Below are 17528 nucleotides of genomic sequence, written 5' to 3' on the forward strand. Positions count from 1 at the left end.
TTAATTAAGTTTCTAGGAGAGCCTGTGCTCAAATCTCGTATCAAATATAACACTGCGTCGTTCGTAACCAGCGCTCCAGATATCACTAAATTACCTACTGATACGGGTATTGAAGTTGCCTTTGCAGGCCGCTCCAACGCCGGTAAGTCTAGTGCTCTTAATGCTTTAACAGACCAAAAACTGGCGCGTACCAGTAAAACCCCTGGTCGCACGCAGCTGATCAACACATTTGAATTAGCCGATGTTGATGATATGCGTCTAATCGATTTACCTGGTTATGGTTTTGCTAAGGTACCGATCGAAATGAAAAAGAAGTGGCAGAAGTCATTAGGCGAATACCTGCAAAAACGTCAAAGTTTAAAGGGTATCGTTGTACTAATGGATATTCGTCATCCTCTTAAAGATCTAGACCGTGATTTAATTAACTGGGCAATTGGCAGTGAAATTCCAGTATTGGCATTGTTAACTAAAGCAGACAAACTAAAGCAAGGCGCTCGTAAAGCACAAGTTTTGCAAGTTCGTCGCGAATTAAGCACTTTAGAGGGTGATATTACCGTTCATGCATTTTCATCTTTAAAAGGCACTGGATTACCTGAAGTTGCGAAGAAATTAGATGAATGGTTCCTAGGACCAATAGTTGCGATACCGCCTACTGATGTTGAACAAACGCCTGAATCAGATGCTTAATCACACGTTTAAGTAAAAGCGCTGACCCGCAGATTGAATGAAATAGCCTTGCTGATCAGCATCGGCTATTTCAGCCCACTGATAAAACACACTTCTAGAGACCCGCGCACTACAGCCATAAGGTAACTGTAAATACGGTACATCAGCACCCTGATAACCTTGTACTATTAAAGGCTGCTCGCACGTTACTAGCCACGTTCGCTGTAAATTATCCACACAACATAACACTTGCCCTTGCTCTGTCATTGCAAAGCGCCAATTAACGATTATAAAAGGAGCATCGTGGACTGTAATGGCTATTTTTTCGATTGGCGTTTTTAAATAAAACGTATCCTGCTCTTTACACAAAACTGAGGCAAACAGCTTAACCATAGCGATACGATTAATTTTACTGCCTCCATATAACCACTCACCTTGCTGGTTAATGATAATAGGCAGCTCGCCACAATGCTGCGGCTGCCACTGTGAAAATGGCTTGCTTGGCTGTTCAAGTGCTGTGGCAAGCTCATTCAAAGAGTACATTATTTAAGCTTGCTCATCGTTAATGAGAAACTAACAGGCACTGCCGTTGCTATTGATGGCAAACCGGCTAACTTTTGCAGTTGTGTAATGCCATCTATGACGGCAAAGTCTGCGCCATTAATGATAATCGGGCTCATTGACGAAACGCTAATATCCCCTTGCGAAGACAGGTTGGCCATAACATCCAGTTTAATCTCTTGCTTAGTGCCATGAAAATCAAGTTCAGCACTGACACCTTCAAACACATGTTGGCCAGGCTTAAGCACTTTTAATTGCTTACTTAAATTTGCTGTTATAGTTGCTGTTGGAAACTTCGCGGTTTCAAATAACAACTGAGTCATGCGTTCATTACGAATAGGGATCATAGTTTCAACTGAGCTCAGATCAATATCGACCGAGAAAGAACCATTTTCAGCTAAACTACCTGACACATTTTTGAAGTGGTGCACTTCAGCAATACTATTTGACTTAATAGACACAAAACTTACTTTACTTTGATCATTATTAACCTGCCAATCAGCACTGGCAACACCAGAGACTAATAAGCTTGATAACGAAAGACCCAATATCGCAATTGACTTAACCATCACGCATTCCTTTCAAAATGAAAATGAGATTCAATGGTATCACTTGTTCTATGAAGTGCAATCAATAGCAGTTTAATTAAATAAGAGGGGTAAAAAACAACCCAGTAAATGAATACTGGGTCGGTATAGCAAACTGGGGAGAAGCTATCAATACGTTGCACCCTTTCGAGTGCATCATCAACAGGATGTCCTACAGGATGAGGACGCGCGGACTTTAGCAAACTAATAATGATAAATAAACTAAATACAGGTACTCACCTGCAGAATTGATAAACATATAACGAAATCTACAAATTACAGATTAATTTAACTTAATATTAACATTGATTGTGTGCTCAAAATTTGTTCTATTAACTTATTAGAATAAAAACTCCACGTCTTTTGAACTGGTTAAGCAGCTCAAAAGCTACCAACAACACACACAATAAAAGAGCACAGATCATGAAAAAAATAACCATGCTATACCTATGCAGTTTGCTATTTATCTTCTGTAATACCGCGCAGGCCGGCTACACCCAAACCAAATACCCCATTGTATTAGCCCATGGCTTAATGGGCTTTGACGATGTGTTAGGGGTTGATTACTTTTATCGGGTGCCCACGAGTCTCAGTCGTGACGGTGCACAGGTTTACGTTACAGCCGTATCCTCGCTGCATAGTTCTGAACAACGCGGCGAACAATTACTGCAACAAGTTGAACAAATTATTGCACTCACAGGCATTGCCAAAGTAAACCTAATTGGCCACAGTCAAGGAGCGCAGAGTATTCGCTATGTGGCCTCACTACGCCCCGACTTAGTTGCTTCTGCAACCAGTGTTGGCGGAGTGAATTTTGGTAGTCCAGTGGCTGATGTCGTCCGTGAAGGACTAACACCAGGTTCAACGCTTGAGGGGGTAGCAAAAGCCGCTTTTGATGCTTTTGGTGGACTCATTGCCTTACTTTCTGGCAATAGCCAGTTACCACAAGATGCAATGGGTGCTTTGCAGAGTTTAACCACTGAGGGCGCGCTGGCATTTAATCAGCAATACCCAGAAGGTTTACCAGCATCACCATGCCAACAAGGTCCTATGCGTGCAAGTAACGGGGTGTATTATTTCTCTTGGAGTGGCACTCGCACTTTAACCAATGCTTTTGACCCATCAGATGCTGCATTAGCACTGACCTCGTTGCTGATCCCAGGGGACGACGACGGTTTAGTGTCACGCTGTAGCAGTCATTTAGGCTATGTTTTAAAAGATAATTATCGGATGAACCACCTTGATCAAGTAAACCAGATGATTGGCTTCCATCATTTGTTTGCCACGGATCCGCTGACTGTCTATCGCCAACATGCCAATCGCTTGAAAAACTTAGGTCTGTAAATAATGAAATGGTTATTCAGCCTAGTGCTAGCGATTGCTGTCGCTAGCAGCATGTTAATTTACTTATCCAACCCAGCGCAGCGAGTAGCTACACCACCACCGCAGGTGGATACCCCGGTGGCGATTGATAACGTTTTTGAACACGTTATTTTAGCCTCCCAAGAGTCCGCTGAATTTACCGCTTTGCAAGCGCAACAGCATTGCGATAAATTGGCTGCTTGCAGGAAAAACAGTGAGCTATTTAATCGCTACCTCAGCTTTAAAGTCGCGCTAGCAGAGCTGCAACAACAACTCGCTCATGTACCGCTAAGTGAACAATTAGCTGAAATGATTGCTTTTCAGCAGCGCTATTTTAGCGAGGCTGAAATTGCTTTGCTCTTTGCTGATGATAATCAGTGGCAACGTTATACAATAGCCAAATTAGCCATCAATGCCGATAGCAGTTTAACTAAAGAGCTGAAGCAACAGCTGTTAGCTAACCTTGACGCTGAGCAACCCGATGAGATCACTCAATCATTGCAAGCAACGCAACAGTTACAGCAATTAAACAACAGCTATAAAGAGGCATTGCAGCAGCAAGATTACAATCAACTCGCAGCGGAATTCGGCGATGCCGCAGCAACACGGTTAATTGCATTACAACAGCAACGCCTACAGTGGCAAACGCTTAGCGAGCAATTGCAGCAACAAATTGTGCAGCTAAAACAACATCATGATCCACAGCAAGCCGAGCAAAAGATCGCGCAATTACTCAATCAACATCTTACCGAAAATCAAAAAAGACGGTTTTTAGCACTGTTTCCCCAGAGCTAAAAAAACGTGGCTGTACACAGTACAGCCACGCTTACATGATTCAAAAAGCTCAGTGTTAATGGGCTTGTTGCCAATTATCTCCGCTGTCAGCTTCAACCACTAATGGCACATCTAATTTCGCAGCATCAGACATTAACTGGCAAATTTCTGTAGTGTATTGTTCAACACACTCAGTTTTAATTTCAAAGACCAATTCATCGTGCACTTGCATTAGTAACTTAACGGTACCCGGTGCTTGTTCATACACCCATTTATTGACCGTTAGCATCGCTTTTTTGATGATATCAGCGGCAGTGCCTTGCATTGGCGCATTGATCGCGGCACGCTCCGCCCCTTTACGACGAGCGCCATTACGGGCATTGATCTCAGGTAAATGCAGACGACGACCAAAGATGGTTTCAACGTAACCGTTTTCAGCCGCTTTGCCTCGAGTTGACTCCATATACTCAAGCACCCCAGGGAAGCGCTCAAAGTATTTATCAATATAGTGTTGTGCTTCATGACGTGGCACATCAAGTTGACGCGCTAAACCAAATGCCGACATGCCATAAATTAAACCAAAGTTAACCGCTTTGGCTTTACGACGCATATCGGTAGTGACATCTTCTAAAGCAACGCCAAATACTTCTGCAGCGGTTGCACTGTGCACATCAAGACCATTGGCAAACGCACTGAGTAAACCTTTGTCTTGCGATAAATGCGCCATAATACGGAGCTCAATTTGGCTGTAATCGGCAGCGACAATTTTATAACCATCGGCAGCGATAAAGGCTTCTCGAATACGACGCCCTTCTTCTGAACGAATGGGAATATTCTGTAAATTAGGATCGGTCGAACTTAAACGCCCTGTCGCCGTTACCGCTTGATGGTAAGACGTATGCACACGGTTAGTTTGCTCATTCACCATTAATGGCAGCTTGTCGGTGTAAGTCGATTTAAGCTTAGATAAACCGCGGTGCTCGATGATCACTTTTGGCAGTGGATAATCGTGAGCTAACTCTTGCAGCACTTCTTCCGCAGTCGATGGCGCGCCTTTTGGCGTTTTTTTAATAACGGGTAGTTTGAGTTTTTCAAACAACAGTACTTGTAGTTGCTTTGGTGAGCTTAAGTTAAATGGTTCACCAGCAATCTCATGGGCTTCTTTTTCCAGCTCAATTAAACGCTCACCCAAACGCTGGCTGTGCGCGGCAAGCATTTTGCTATCGATTGCTACACCAGTGCGCTCAATATCTGAAATTACACTAAGCAGCGGTAATTCTATTTCTTCAAATACCGCTTTAAGTTTTTCATCGGCAGCTATTTTAGGCCATAACACTTCATGCAAGCGCAGCGTAATATCGGCATCTTCAGCTGCATACGGCGCGGCTTTTTCCAGTTCAATTTGATTAAACGTCAGCTGCTTTTTACCTTTACCGGCAATATCTTCAAAGCTGATATTTTTATGACCTAGGTATTTTAGTGCTAACGAATCCATATCATGGCGCGTGCCAACACTGTTGAACACATAAGATTCAAGCATAGTATCGAACTTAATCCCTTTAAGTTCAAAACCGGCATTGGCTAATACGCTCTTATCGTATTTAAGGTTTTGCCCTACTTTTGCTTTGCTTTTATCTGCTAAAATTGGCCCAATCTTAGCCATTACCGTCTCTAAGCTTAATTGCTCAGGCGCGCCTGGGTAATCATGGGCAATCGGCAAGTACACGGCTTCACCCGCTTTTACAGCAAAGCTCATACCCACAAGCTGCGCTTGCATATAATCAAGGCTGGTCGTTTCTGTATCAAAGGCAAATAGTTCAGCGGCATTTAATTGCTCGACTAAAGTATCTAATTGCTCTGTGGTCAGGATTGTTTCATAGTGAGCATCAGCCACTTGCGGTAATTCATTCGCTTCACTTGGCACTGCTAAGTGAGTATCGGTATCTTTCGGGTTATCAAGTAGTTCAGCCAACCAACGGCGGAATTCGCATTCACCGTATAAAGCAATTAATTCGTCTCGGTTAGGTTCTTGTAGTTTGAAAGTATCTAGGTCTGATTCAACCTCAACATCACATTTAATGGTCGCCAGTTCATAACTTAGCGGTAAATGCGCAACGGCTGCGGCAAGTTTTTCGCCGATCTTACCTTTGATCTCATCGGCATGATCAAGCACACCTTGTAACGATCCGTATTTTTGTAACCACTTAACCGCCGTTTTAGGACCGCAGCCATCTACACCAGGGATGTTATCAACCTTGTCACCCATTAAGGCTAGGTAGTCGATAATTAGCTCAGGACCAACGCCAAACTTTTCAACAACCGTCTCGGGATCAGAAATACTGTCAGTCATGGTATTGATCAGGGTGACATGCTCATTAACGAGCTGTGCCATATCTTTATCGCCGGTTGAAATCAATACATGGCGCTGTTGCTCTGAGGCGATTCGTGCAAAAGTACCAATCACGTCATCGGCTTCGACACCTTCAATGCTAATAAGCGGAAAGCCCATCGCTTTAATAATACTATGCAACGGCGCTATTTGGGTACGTAAGTCATCTGGCATCGGTGGGCGATTAGCCTTGTACTCACTGTACATATCATTACGGAAAGTTTTACCTTTAGCATCAAAAACCACCACCATATGACTTGGATCATATTGTTTGATCAGGCTTTTCATCATATTTACAACGCCATAAATAGCGCCGGTTGCTTCACCTTTGGAGTTAGTTAAATGCGGTGGTGAATGATATGCACGGAATAAGTAGGAAGAGCCATCAACTAAAATAAGTGGATTTTCAGGGATCTGAGCCATGGTGTAATTGGATCCTAAATGAGAGAAAACGAAATAATTGTAAGCATGCCATAAGGACACAGATAAAACGACTGCCAATTAAGCTTTGTTTAATCGACCAAACAAGAGCAAGCTGTGGATAACTATGTAGATAACAGCCACAAGCTATTCCTCCAAAGTAAATTAAAATTACTTAGAAAAATGTTAAGTGTATGTTTTGTTTAAAAAAGATAATGCGAGGTTCTTTTTTTATTATTTTTTATAGCAATGTGGAAAAGCATTTCAACGCTTCCCTTCATTCTGCTTTTTTGGTACAACGAATAACGGTTAATTAATCCCTTATAAATAACCGGACGAGCATTCTATCACAATGGATCAAAGATCATAGTGATCCTTTATAATTTTTTCCTCTTAGCGATCTTTTAAAAAAGCATATAGCGCGCTTTTACTTACCCTCAAGAGAATTATCAAATAAAAATAATCTTTAAATGAACGAAAGTAAGATCATAAAATGATCTTACAAAGGTCACGACGGCCACTAAAAAGCCGTGCTAAACTAATTTTATGAAACATAAATAAGAGTCAAATATATGAAAAAAATAGCTGTAATTTTAGCGGGTTGTGGAGTTTATGACGGTGCGGAGATCAACGAAGCTGTATTAACCTTATTACATATTGCTAAAGCTGGCGCAAGCTACCAATGTTTTGCTCCTGACATCGAGCAGTTGCATACCATCAATCATCTCACTGGCGAGGAAATGCAGCCAAATCGTAACGTACTAGTAGAAGCTGCCCGCATTGCAAGAGGTGAGATTAAAGCGCTATCTCAATTAGACGTTAATGATTTTGATGGGTTAATTGTCCCTGGTGGCTTTGGCGCCGCGAAAAACCTCTGCGATTTTGCTGTTAAAGGCACACAAGCACAATTACACGCTGACATGCTTCGTGTCGGTAAAGCATTTGCTGATGCCAACAAAGCAGCAGGTTATATGTGTATAGCACCTGCAATGATCCCCTTGATCTATGGTAATGGTGTTAAAGCGACCATAGGTAATGACGCTGATACTGCCGATGCATTACAAAAATTAGGTGCCCAGCACATTGCTTGTGCGGTCAACGACGTTGTTATTGATGAGCAACACAAACTAGTTAGCACACCGGCTTATATGCTGGCACAATCAATTTTGGATGCCGATGCCGGTATTGAAAAACTGGTCAAAGCTGTCATTAAAATGTGTTAAACCATTAGCGAACAATTACTGAGTTTTATAACGACATTTTATTGCGCTAACACAAAAAATGTCGTTTTTTCAAAATAAAAACAGCTCACAGCGTTTTATAAATTGTGGCTAAGCGTTATAATCGTGCTAAATTCCGTCATCTATCGTGATTGATCACGTTCAAATCGAAGTGAGCAAGGCAAAATGAAAAAACTATCAGCTGCATTATTATTGCTAGCAACCACCGCATACGCACAGCCATATGATAATTCTATGACTGAAGATGCGATCAAAAAACGTATCGCACCGGTTGGTGCAGTTTACTTTGAAGGCGATAAAGCAGCCGTTGCTGAAGTGCCGACGGGTCCTCGCACTGGTGAACAAGTTTACCAAGCTGCCTGTTTTGCATGTCATGGTACTGGCGCACTCGGCGCACCAAAATCAGCTGATGATTGGGCTCCACGCTTAGCTAAAGGCGCAGATACTCTTTTAAATCATGCAATTAACGGTTTTAATGCGATGCCACCAAAAGGCACATGTATGGATTGTTCAGATGATGAGCTACAAGCAGCCATCGATTTCATGACCAAAAATTAATACTTAATACTGTAATATGTTTTTATAAAGGCTGATTTTAATCAGCCTTTTTTATTACCATAATAAGTTTACCCCTACCTTTATCATTATTTATTATTATGCTTTTCTAATACTATTGTCCGCTTGACGATTAACCGAAAAAGTGAAAATATAAGCCCAATAAATATACAATAATAAAAATCGGTTACTGTCATTGGAAGATATAACGGCCTTATTACATAAGCTAGAGCATAAGAATAGTCGTTTAAAAGCTTTAGTCCAAAAGTATAAGCAATCACACCACTTACAAAATGCCCTGATCCAATTATCAGAGCAAGCCAGTTCTGTTGCCGAATTAACGCTACTTTACCCTGCTATCCACAATATTTTGCAAGATTATGTACCCAGTAAAAGCTTTTACGTGGTGCTATTAAATCAATTTAGTAACACCCTTGAATTATCTTACTTTGCCGATGAAAAAGATGGTATTTCGGTGCCCCTTAATCAAGATCATAACTTTCTCCAAGGCGTTACTGGGTATGTGTTTAAACAAGGCAAAACCACCTACTTCCAAGGTGAAGAGATGCAGGCCGCTGCGGATAAAGGATTATTTAAGGTACTTGGTACACCTGCGGAGCATTGGGTCGGTGTGCCGGTATACAGAGAGCAAAGTATTATTGGTGTATTAGTTGCGCAAAGTTACGACAAGGAACAATGTTATTCTGAGCAACAAATTGAACTCCTAGAAGTGATGTCGCTGTATTTATCGACGGCTATCGAGCGGGTAAAAAAGCGCGAACTACTAGAGTCTGAAGTAAAAATAAGGACTCGCGCCTTAACACAAAGTAATGAAGCACTTAATCTCGAAGTAGAGCAACATAAAAAAACCCTCGCACGCCAACATATTCTGTTTAAAATTTCAGAATTAGCGACGCAAACGAAGCATATTGATGAAGTCTATCTACAGGTACATGAAATAATAAAGTCAATAACTTACGCTGAGAATTTATACATTGCCTTGTACGATCGAGAAACCGGCTGGTTAAACTTTCCGTACTGTGTGGATGAATATAGAGAGAATACTCAACCGCGTCCTTTTGCCAAAGGTTATAGTGAATTAGTTTTACGTACCGAACAAACCCAGCTGATTGACTCTACCCGCGCAGAGAAGCTGCGAAAATCTGGCGAAGTAGAACGTCCAGAGTCATACGCTGATTTACACGCAGCAACCAGTTGGTTAGGTGCGCCACTTAAAACAGCACAAGGTGTTATTGGCCTGATAACCTGCCAAGCCTATAATAATAAACATGTTTTTGATCAAGACGATTTTGAACTTATCACCTTTGTTTCACATCAGATTGCCACCGTTTTACAGGCTCATTTAGCGGCTCAGGCATTAAAACACAGTCACCAGCAGTTAGAATATCGAGTTGCTGAAAAAACCAAAGAAATTCGTCAAACCAATATGCACTTACAAATGCAAATTGAAGAGCGAAAAAAAATAGAGCAACAGCTATATCACGATGCCCATCATGATCCGCTCACGGGATTACCTAATCGCAGTCTATTTTTAACTCAGTTAGAAAAGACCTTACAGCATTATCAACGCTACCCTGAGCAGCAGTTTGCGGTACTGTTTATTGATTTAGATAAGTTTAAGGATATTAACGATCAGCTAGGGCACCAAGCGGGCGATCAGTTTTTAATTGGGGTTAGCGAATCGTTTTCACAGTGCATTCGTGAGCATGATTTACTTGCTCGTTTAGGTGGCGATGAGTTTGTTATTTTATTAACCCACTTAACCGAACGCCAGCAAGCCGAAGATGTGGCTAAGCGCTTAATTGAACTAATGAAAAAACCATTTTGCATGAAAGGTATTTGTGTACAAAGCGGTGCCAGTGTCGGGATCACCTACTCTAAAACAAGCTATAAGCATACCGATGAAATTATCCGTGATGCAGATGCTGCGATGTATTATGCCAAAAATGCAGGCCGCAGCCGCTTTGAGTTTTATCATCCGTTACTCAGTGCCGGTACGAGTCCTTATGAATTAGAGACCAGCCATCACTTAGATTCTTTACCAATGCACTTTCGCTGCTCTGAAATCATCACACTCGATGAACAGCATCAATCAGAGTCATTACTTGAAGCATTTGGTGAACACCCGGTACTTGGTAGCACCAGTTTTGAAATATTAAAGAAATTTGCCGCAGATAAAGCGCAACAGCTCGAAGTTGAATTGCAATTATTAACTACAGCCTGTCAACAGATCCAAGCAGCACAATTGGCTAAGGTATTGTTTCCTTGCTCTGGCTTATTACTCGAAAAAATTGAGTTTCAAGCGTTATGCCAAACAATGCAAAACCACAACGTCAAAAAACAAATTTGTTTATTATTTAATGAACAAGAGATCCGTTACGCTTCGGCTGTGCAAATGAGTAATTTAAAAATGCTCAATGAGCTGGGTTATTCGATTGGCTTAAATGATTTTGCCAAAGACCGTTGCGAACTTAATTTACTGTGCGATCTTCATTTCGATTATTTACTGCTTAGCTCTACCTTTAGTAAACGGGTGTTACAACAAAAAAGCTTTGATTTACAACTGCAAGGCGTACTCGCAATTACTAAAATAAAGCAAGTTAAAGTAATAGCAAAAGGCCCTTCAATCCTCAATTATAGAGCCTTGCTCGACAGCCATGGTTTATTGCTATTCATTGGTAAGCAACATGCAATTAATAGCAGCACTGCAATACCAGCAGCTCCCACAGTCGAGCAACTATTAAACTAAGCGTAGGCTCGTTACTACTCTGGCTTTTTCAACATGGCGCGTAAATTAGCGACTCTCGCTTGGCCTTTTTCCATTCGTTCAGCCTGCGTGTTTGGCGCTTTTTTATTTTCAAAAGCCAGATCATCTTGTGGTAGCTCTTGCACAAACCGGCTCAGCTCCGTTTGCGAGGTTTCACCAAATTGACGGCGAATTTTCGCATAGGTCATAGTCAACTCTTGTTGCGCGCGGGTAATTCCTACATACGCTAAGCGGCGTTCTTCATCAACGTTTTCTTCATCAATACTCACTTGATGCGGTAATAAGCCCTCTTCCATACCGACCATAAACACGTAAGGGTATTCCAAGCCTTTAGAGGCATGTAAAGTCAGTAATTGCACTGCATCAGCTTCATCTTCTTCTTCGTTGCGCTCCAGCATGTCACGCAACGTAAGCTTGCTTACGACTTCGGCGAGCGTTAGCGGTGGGTTATCAGCGTCGCCAGTAAGCATATCGGTGATCCAGCGATACAACTCAGACACGTTCTTCATACGCATTTCTGCCGCTTTAGCACTGGGCGATGACTCGTATAAATAGGCCTCATAATTGATTTGCCTTACTAAGTCTTTTACCGCTTCAAGGGTATCGCCACGTACCGCATTATCTGAAAGCTCAAGCACCCAGCGGGCAAAGCCTGCCAGCGAGTTTAAACCACGTCCTTTTAAGCGATAACCTAAGTCAGTATCAAAACAAGTGGCAAATAAACTGGCATGTTTTTCATTGGCTAAAGTGCCCAACTTTTCAAGGGTCACGGTGCCAATCTCACGCCGCGGTGTATTCACGATACGTAAGAAGGCGTTATCGTCATCTTGATTCACTAACAGGCGTAAATACGCCATGATATCTTTAATTTCAGAGCGCGAAAAAAACGAGGTACCACCACTAATTTTATAAGGAATACGGTTACTCATCAGTGACTTTTCAAAACCACGAGCTTGATGATTACCACGATACAAAATAGCGTAGTCTTTATAGCTTGTGCGCTTCATAAACTTATGCGAGATGATCTCTGCCACCACTCGCTCTGCTTCGTGCTCTTCATCACGACAGCCAATCACTTTGATCGGCTCACCATAACCAAGCTCACTGAATAATTTTTTCTCAAACTCATGGGGGTTATTAGCAATCAAAATATTTGCAGCTTTTAGAATTCGCCCAGCGCTACGGTAATTTTGTTCCAGCTTAATTAATCGCAGACCCGGAAAATCCTTACTCAGCAACACTAAGTTTTGCGGCCGCGCACCACGCCAAGAATAGATTGATTGGTCGTCATCGCCAACCACAGTAAAACGCGCCCGCTCTCCCACTAGTAACTTAACCAACTGATATTGGCTGGTATTGGTATCTTGATATTCATCCACCAGCAAATAACGAAACCGTTGCTGCCAACGCTCCCGAGACGTTGCATTGCTGGTTAACAAAATAGTCGGGATCATAATCAGATCATCAAAATCCAAAGCATTATAAGCACGTAACTGGGTTTGATAACGCGCATATAACTGCGCAAATAACGCTTTTTGTGGCTCACGCGCTTCGCGAATGGCTTGCTCTGGTAAGATCAATTCGTTCTTCCAGCTGCCTATTTGCATTTTTAAGAGGTTGAGTAAATCTTTGTCTTTTTTTAGCTCATCTTCAGTTAGATCGCCCAATAATTGATTGGTATCTTGATCATCGAATAACGAAAAACCCGGTTTAAAACCCAGCGTTGTTAGTTCTTTTTTAATGATCTCCAGCCCTAAAGTATGAAAGGTCGAGACCCACAAGCCCTTGGATTCTTTTTTCCCCAGAGTTTGAAAAACCCGCTCGCGCATCTCTTTTGCGGCTTTATTGGTAAAGGTAACCGCCGCAATATTACGAGCTTGATACTCACACTTCTGTACCAAATAAGCGATTTTATTAGTAATTACACGTGTTTTCCCCGATCCTGCTCCTGCTAATACTAGGCATGGGCCACTAATGTATTTTACCGCTTCATCTTGTTTAGGATTGAGTTTCATATCGACCAAAGGGATTGCATAAAGACGGGCAATTTTAACGTAATCACTACAATACGCCTAGTTAATAAGGTAAGATTGTTTTTTTAGGCGACACCAAGGGACGAACATGATTAACCCAGCAAAACTTGAAGAAATAGCCAAACAGATTTCCAGTAATATGCCACAAGGCGTTAAAAACCTTGCTGATACGTTTGAAGCAAAAACCAAACAGGCCATTCAAAACAAGCTGGCTGAAATGGACTTTGTCAGCCGCGAAGAGTTTGATGTGCAAAGCCAAGTGCTTATCCGCACCCGTGAAAAGCTAGTTGAATTAGAAGCTAAAGTTGCCTTACTAGAACAACAGCTAACCAGCGATACAAACGATAAAGCCGAATAAACTGCTTACCATCAGTACATTAACCAAGGCAGCCAGTGCGGCCTTGGTTAGCTGATTAATGATGTTGTAAAGTTACGGCATTGAGTTAACCAGTGACAGCCCTATTACAGATAAGATCAGGCATTTATCCGCAAGTAATTAAACATTTTGGGGAGCGTGGTTAGCTCCATATACTGAATATTCAACTAACCTTAAGTATTAGCTAGATTTCCGCCCTATTACAAACGTTGCTGCTATTGTTATAGCGCAATATATCAAGATCCCTGCTACTAAAATATTAAACAGCATCTCGATACTAACAGTAAAATATGTAACGGCTATCCATCCGATGAAAGCTGCGACAATCATCCGCACGGTTCCTGCTAGTACAGGCCAAAATACACGTTTCATACCTATCGCCGCAAAATAAAGTGCCATGCCAGCAGCGATGAATCCATAAAACGGTGCAATATGCTGCAGATAGTTGGTCCCAATCTTAACTATTTGTTGTTCTTCACTAAAAATATTAAGCCAGATATGCGGAAATGCCGCAACGATAAAGCCAATCAGTGTAGTAACAGCAAAAGCGATTGCCGCACCAAACCATGTAATACGCTGCGCACGTTGCATTTGCCCTGCTCCAACGTTAACTCCAACCATAGTCATAATTGCCGTGCCTAGGCCAAATAGCAGTGGGATCTGGATATATTCCAACCTTGACGCTATACCATAGCCTGCAACGGCATCAGCGCCAAAACATCCTATCGCAGCCGTGACAATAACAACGGTTAAATTGAGCTGAACGGTACCAATAGAGGCTAATAAACCAACACCAAGAATATCTCTGAATGACCGAGCACAAAGAGGAGTAATTGATAACTTAATCACACTTTTTACTGAGCGCATGTGGATGACTAAAAATAACGCCGCCACGAGGTAATAAACCACAATTGCCATCCCCGCTCCGGCAACGCCAAACGATGGAATAGGTCCCCAGCCAAAAATCAGCACCGGTGACAACGGCAAAAGAATCACAGCACCAACTAATGTTATCTGCGCCGGTGTGCGAGTATCGCCCGCTCCACGCAGTGCAGCCGATAACATTGCAACTAACCAGATAAGTGGTGAACTTGCAAAAACGATATGTGAATAAGCCAGAGCCGCAGACAGTGCAGGCCCTGATATACCCATCATTTGATACAGCGTATAACCGCCAATAATAATAGCTATGGCACATGCCAAACCTGCAACAACGGCAATAACAACACCATGCCAAACCAGTGCCTGCATATCTTGCCATCGACCAGCACCATACGCCTGCGCTATGGCTGCTGCCAACCCACTGCCGATACCACCATTAGCCATCATTTGCATTAGCATCAGTACCGGAAAAACAACCGAGACTCCGGCCAGAACATTGGCACCAAGTGAGCTGACAAAGTAAGTCTCTATCACGCCAACTAAGGTTTGAATCACCAATACTGCAACCGTCGGCAAGGCTAATCGCAGCATGACAGGAACTATTGGCCCCGCCAATATTGCTGCGCTTGCTTTCGGCGCTGGCTGATGAGACTGTGTTAATGCTGTCTCTGCCATCATTTATGCTCCGTATCGGGTTGCCAACCACCTCCAAGTGCCTTAAAAGTAGCAACCGCAGCTTGCGCAGAACTAATTTTCGACTGGGTGTATAAATCCTCGGCACGTAGCAGATTTTCGTCGGCTTGTAACACTTCGATTAAACTGACCACGCCTTGCTGGTATGCGCTAAAAGACGCTTTTCGTGCGCGGCTAAGCGAATCGACACCCTGAGTGAGTATATTTGTTTGCAGCTCTCGATTAACCAACATTGATAAAGCGTTTTCTACATCTTCACTTGCCCGCAGTACGGCTAGCCGATAGGCCGCTAAGGTTTCAGCTTCTTGACCTTTGGCTTGACCAATTTGTGCGTCAATACGACCAAAATCAAATAAACGCCAGCGCAGCCCCAGCAAGCCTGTAGCCTGATTAGCACTGTGGCTAAATAAGTTACCTCCGGACAAGGATGTTGCACTACCCAGCAATCCGTTAAGGGAGAGCTTAGGGTAATATTCTGCCATCGCTACACCAATACGCGCATTTGCTGCAGCAAGCTGTCGTTCAGCCATGATCAGATCGGGGCGACGTCTAAGTAAATCTCGTGGAGTGCCCATATCAACCAGCATGGGTGCAATTGGAATTACACCCATGTCAGTTAATTCTGCTCTATATGTACCAGGCGGTGCCCCGAGCATCACATCCAGCGCGTTCATTGCTGCATCTAAGCCTGTCTCAAGCACTGGCACAGAGGCCTGCACCATGGCCAGCGCACCTTCAACTTGTCTCACCTCAAGCTCAGCTGCCAAGCCTTTGTTATACAGCAACTTAATAATTGCAAGCAGTTCCTGCTGTGTCTGCACCTGTCGCTGCGCAACATCAAGACGGCTTTGCAAGCCACGAATAGTAATGTAAATATCGGCAGTTTGCGCAGCTACTGCCAACCGTGTTGCCGCCACTCCAGCCTCTGAAGCCTGATAGTCAGCCAAAGCGGCTTCCCGCCCACGGCGCAGCCCAGCAAACAAGTCAAGCTCCCAGCCCGCATTGAGATTGACTTCGTAACTATTGCCGTAACGATCGAAATTAGTCGTCGAATTGAGCACTTGCGCCAACGGAGTGTCAAGAGACTGATAAGCTCTGGTCGCTTGGCCACTGATGTTGCCAGAAGGCAATAGCGCAGCATTTGCCGCGCCAAGGCTGGCACGTACTTGTTCAACGCGAGCAAATGCTTGTGCAAGGTCAAGGTTATTAGCTAATGCTAAGGTTATAAATCGCGTAAGCTGCGGGTCATTAAATTCTTTCCACCATTTGTGAAGATCAACACTGCTGATAGCATGATGTTCAGTTACTTTGATTTGTTCAGAGTAGCTTTCCATCATAGGCACAACAGGCTTAGTATAATCAGGACCAACAGCGCAGCCTGTGGTAATACTGACAACACTAAACATGGCAAATAAATTTTTAAATTGCATAGCTTCGTTCCGCGATAAAATAACATTTAGTGACCACATTATAAAAAGGTCACTCGTTGTCAATCTTTTATGCAAGAGTTAAACTATCTGCCATCAATCGATATAAGTACGAGTAGATAAATCAATGAACACCAAAGATACTTATCCTGTCTCAAACCGAGGGCCTGTTGAGCACGATGTACGAGATCAAATCCTACTTGCAGCCACAGAGCATTTCAGCCAGTATGGCTATGCTAAAACCACAGTCTCTGATCTAGCTAAAGCTATTGGTTTTTCAAAAGCCTACATCTATAAATTTTTTCCTTCTAAACAAGCCATCGGCGAAGCTATTTGTGCAAATTGCCTACGCGAGATAGAAAACGAGGTACGCGCAGCCGTTGATAACGCTGACATGGCACCTGAAAAACTGCGACAAATTTTTAAAGCCAGCGTGGCAGCCAGTATTCGCTTATTCTTTCGCGATCAAAAATTATATGAGATCGCTGCAAGTGCAGCCTCTGAACGTTGGCAGGCTGCACTTGCCTACGAAAAACGGATGCAAAAGTTGCTACAAGAAGTATTGCAACAAGGCCGTTTAAGCGGAGATTTTGAGCGTAAAACTCCCCTTGATGAAACGGTCACAGCCATCTATTTAGTACTACGCCCTTACCTCAACCCGCTACTGTTGCAACATAGTTTTGATCATGCCAGTGATGCCGCTATTCATTTGTCTAATTTGGTATTGCGTAGTCTTTCTCCATAAAACCCTGCGGTGACTATTGACTAATTTGG

14 protein-coding genes are annotated in these 17528 nt (G+C 42.8%); 8 read left to right on the top strand and 6 right to left on the bottom strand.

Going from position 1 to position 17528, the window contains the following annotated elements:
- Positions 1–24: 24 nt before the first annotated feature.
- On the top strand, positions 25–687 hold the full coding sequence (gene yihA, locus ACMVDV_RS11580; RefSeq protein ID WP_304182039.1) for a ribosome biogenesis GTP-binding protein YihA/YsxC: 663 nt from the start codon (positions 25–27) through the stop codon (positions 685–687).
- On the opposite strand, the gene ACMVDV_RS11585 is transcribed toward yihA, so the two are convergent.
- Together ACMVDV_RS11585 and ACMVDV_RS11590 are read right to left on the bottom strand one after the other, a co-directional pair.
- Positions 688–1209, bottom strand: a complete 522-nt coding sequence (locus ACMVDV_RS11585; RefSeq protein WP_304182040.1) for a DUF1285 domain-containing protein — start codon at positions 1207–1209, stop codon at positions 688–690.
- Complete coding sequence (locus ACMVDV_RS11590; protein ID WP_304182041.1) at positions 1209–1796, bottom strand: YceI family protein; 588 nt, start codon at positions 1794–1796, stop codon at positions 1209–1211. Before ACMVDV_RS11590 ends, ACMVDV_RS11585 begins: the two co-directional genes overlap by 1 nt.
- A gap of 441 nt (positions 1797–2237) precedes the next feature.
- Here ACMVDV_RS11590 and ACMVDV_RS11595 point away from each other — a divergent pair, with 441 nt between their 5' ends.
- Entirely contained in the window at positions 2238–3158 is a 921-nt protein-coding gene (locus tag ACMVDV_RS11595) for a lipase family alpha/beta hydrolase (RefSeq protein ID WP_416158217.1), read from the top strand.
- A gap of 3 nt (positions 3159–3161) precedes the next feature.
- Complete coding sequence (locus ACMVDV_RS11600; RefSeq protein ID WP_416158218.1) at positions 3162–3971, top strand: lipase secretion chaperone; 810 nt, start codon at positions 3162–3164, stop codon at positions 3969–3971.
- Positions 3972–4026: 55 nt separating this feature from the next.
- On the opposite strand, the gene polA is transcribed toward ACMVDV_RS11600, so the two are convergent.
- Positions 4027–6762: a DNA polymerase I gene (polA, locus tag ACMVDV_RS11605; protein ID WP_304182046.1), complete on the bottom strand. Its 2736-nt coding sequence runs from the start codon at positions 6760–6762 to the stop codon at positions 4027–4029.
- 569 nt (positions 6763–7331) lie between these two features.
- On the opposite strand from polA, the gene elbB reads away from it, so the two are divergent.
- The 3 genes from elbB (at position 7332) to ACMVDV_RS11620 (ending at position 11325) form a co-directional block, all read left to right on the top strand.
- Positions 7332–7982, top strand: coding sequence for an isoprenoid biosynthesis glyoxalase ElbB (gene elbB / locus ACMVDV_RS11610; RefSeq protein ID WP_416158219.1), 651 nt, complete (start codon positions 7332–7334; stop codon positions 7980–7982).
- 183 nt (positions 7983–8165) lie between these two features.
- Positions 8166–8558 (top strand): c-type cytochrome, encoded by a 393-nt coding sequence (locus tag ACMVDV_RS11615; protein WP_304182049.1) that lies wholly within the window; start codon positions 8166–8168, stop codon positions 8556–8558.
- Between the two features lie 193 nt (positions 8559–8751).
- The gene (locus tag ACMVDV_RS11620) at positions 8752–11325 is read left to right on the top strand and encodes a diguanylate cyclase domain-containing protein (RefSeq protein WP_416158220.1); all 2574 of its coding nucleotides are present in this window, start codon (positions 8752–8754) and stop codon (positions 11323–11325) included.
- A 14-nt stretch (positions 11326–11339) separates the two neighbouring features.
- On the opposite strand, the gene rep is transcribed toward ACMVDV_RS11620, so the two are convergent.
- A complete protein-coding gene (rep, locus tag ACMVDV_RS11625) occupies positions 11340–13358 on the bottom strand; it encodes a DNA helicase Rep (protein WP_416158221.1) in 2019 nt (672 codons plus the stop codon).
- Between the two features lie 106 nt (positions 13359–13464).
- On the opposite strand from rep, the gene ubiK reads away from it, so the two are divergent.
- Positions 13465–13734, top strand: a complete 270-nt coding sequence (ubiK, locus tag ACMVDV_RS11630) for a ubiquinone biosynthesis accessory factor UbiK (RefSeq protein WP_416158222.1) — start codon at positions 13465–13467, stop codon at positions 13732–13734.
- 198 nt (positions 13735–13932) lie between these two features.
- Here the strand turns inward: ubiK and ACMVDV_RS11635 are convergent, their stop codons facing one another.
- Both ACMVDV_RS11635 and ACMVDV_RS11640 read right to left on the bottom strand, forming a co-directional pair.
- Positions 13933–15312, bottom strand: a complete 1380-nt coding sequence (locus ACMVDV_RS11635; RefSeq protein ID WP_416158223.1) for an MATE family efflux transporter — start codon at positions 15310–15312, stop codon at positions 13933–13935.
- On the bottom strand, positions 15309–16757 hold the full coding sequence (locus ACMVDV_RS11640) for an efflux transporter outer membrane subunit (RefSeq protein ID WP_416158224.1): 1449 nt from the start codon (positions 16755–16757) through the stop codon (positions 15309–15311). Before ACMVDV_RS11640 ends, ACMVDV_RS11635 begins: the two co-directional genes overlap by 4 nt.
- Positions 16758–16881: 124 nt before the next feature.
- On the opposite strand from ACMVDV_RS11640, the gene ACMVDV_RS11645 reads away from it, so the two are divergent.
- Positions 16882–17499 carry a TetR/AcrR family transcriptional regulator gene (locus ACMVDV_RS11645; RefSeq protein ID WP_416158225.1) on the top strand — a complete coding sequence of 206 codons (618 nt, stop codon included), beginning with the start codon at positions 16882–16884 and terminating at the stop codon, positions 17497–17499.
- Positions 17500–17528 lie beyond the last annotated feature (29 nt).

The sequence above is a fragment of the Pseudoalteromonas sp. ASV78 genome, assembly GCF_047806705.1.
Taxonomy (GTDB): domain Bacteria; phylum Pseudomonadota; class Gammaproteobacteria; order Enterobacterales; family Alteromonadaceae; genus Pseudoalteromonas; species Pseudoalteromonas prydzensis_A.

What these genes read in the sequence shown, in the direction of transcription:
- ACMVDV_RS11585 (WP_304182040.1), bottom strand. Translation starts at nt 1,209, where the DNA reads ATGTACTCTTTGAATGAGCTTGCCACAGCACTTGAACAGCCAAGCAAG.
- ACMVDV_RS11590 (WP_304182041.1), bottom strand. Translation starts at nt 1,796, where the DNA reads ATGGTTAAGTCAATTGCGATATTGGGTCTTTCGTTATCAAGCTTATTA.
- ACMVDV_RS11595 (WP_416158217.1), top strand. Translation starts at nt 2,238, where the DNA reads ATGAAAAAAATAACCATGCTATACCTATGCAGTTTGCTATTTATCTTC.
- ACMVDV_RS11600 (WP_416158218.1), top strand. Translation starts at nt 3,162, where the DNA reads ATGAAATGGTTATTCAGCCTAGTGCTAGCGATTGCTGTCGCTAGCAGC.
- polA (WP_304182046.1), bottom strand. Translation starts at nt 6,762, where the DNA reads ATGGCTCAGATCCCTGAAAATCCACTTATTTTAGTTGATGGCTCTTCC.
- elbB (WP_416158219.1), top strand. Translation starts at nt 7,332, where the DNA reads ATGAAAAAAATAGCTGTAATTTTAGCGGGTTGTGGAGTTTATGACGGT.
- ACMVDV_RS11615 (WP_304182049.1), top strand. Translation starts at nt 8,166, where the DNA reads ATGAAAAAACTATCAGCTGCATTATTATTGCTAGCAACCACCGCATAC.
- rep (WP_416158221.1), bottom strand. Translation starts at nt 13,358, where the DNA reads ATGAAACTCAATCCTAAACAAGATGAAGCGGTAAAATACATTAGTGGC.
- ubiK (WP_416158222.1), top strand. Translation starts at nt 13,465, where the DNA reads ATGATTAACCCAGCAAAACTTGAAGAAATAGCCAAACAGATTTCCAGT.
- ACMVDV_RS11635 (WP_416158223.1), bottom strand. Translation starts at nt 15,312, where the DNA reads ATGATGGCAGAGACAGCATTAACACAGTCTCATCAGCCAGCGCCGAAA.
- ACMVDV_RS11640 (WP_416158224.1), bottom strand. Translation starts at nt 16,757, where the DNA reads ATGCAATTTAAAAATTTATTTGCCATGTTTAGTGTTGTCAGTATTACC.
- ACMVDV_RS11645 (WP_416158225.1), top strand. Translation starts at nt 16,882, where the DNA reads ATGAACACCAAAGATACTTATCCTGTCTCAAACCGAGGGCCTGTTGAG.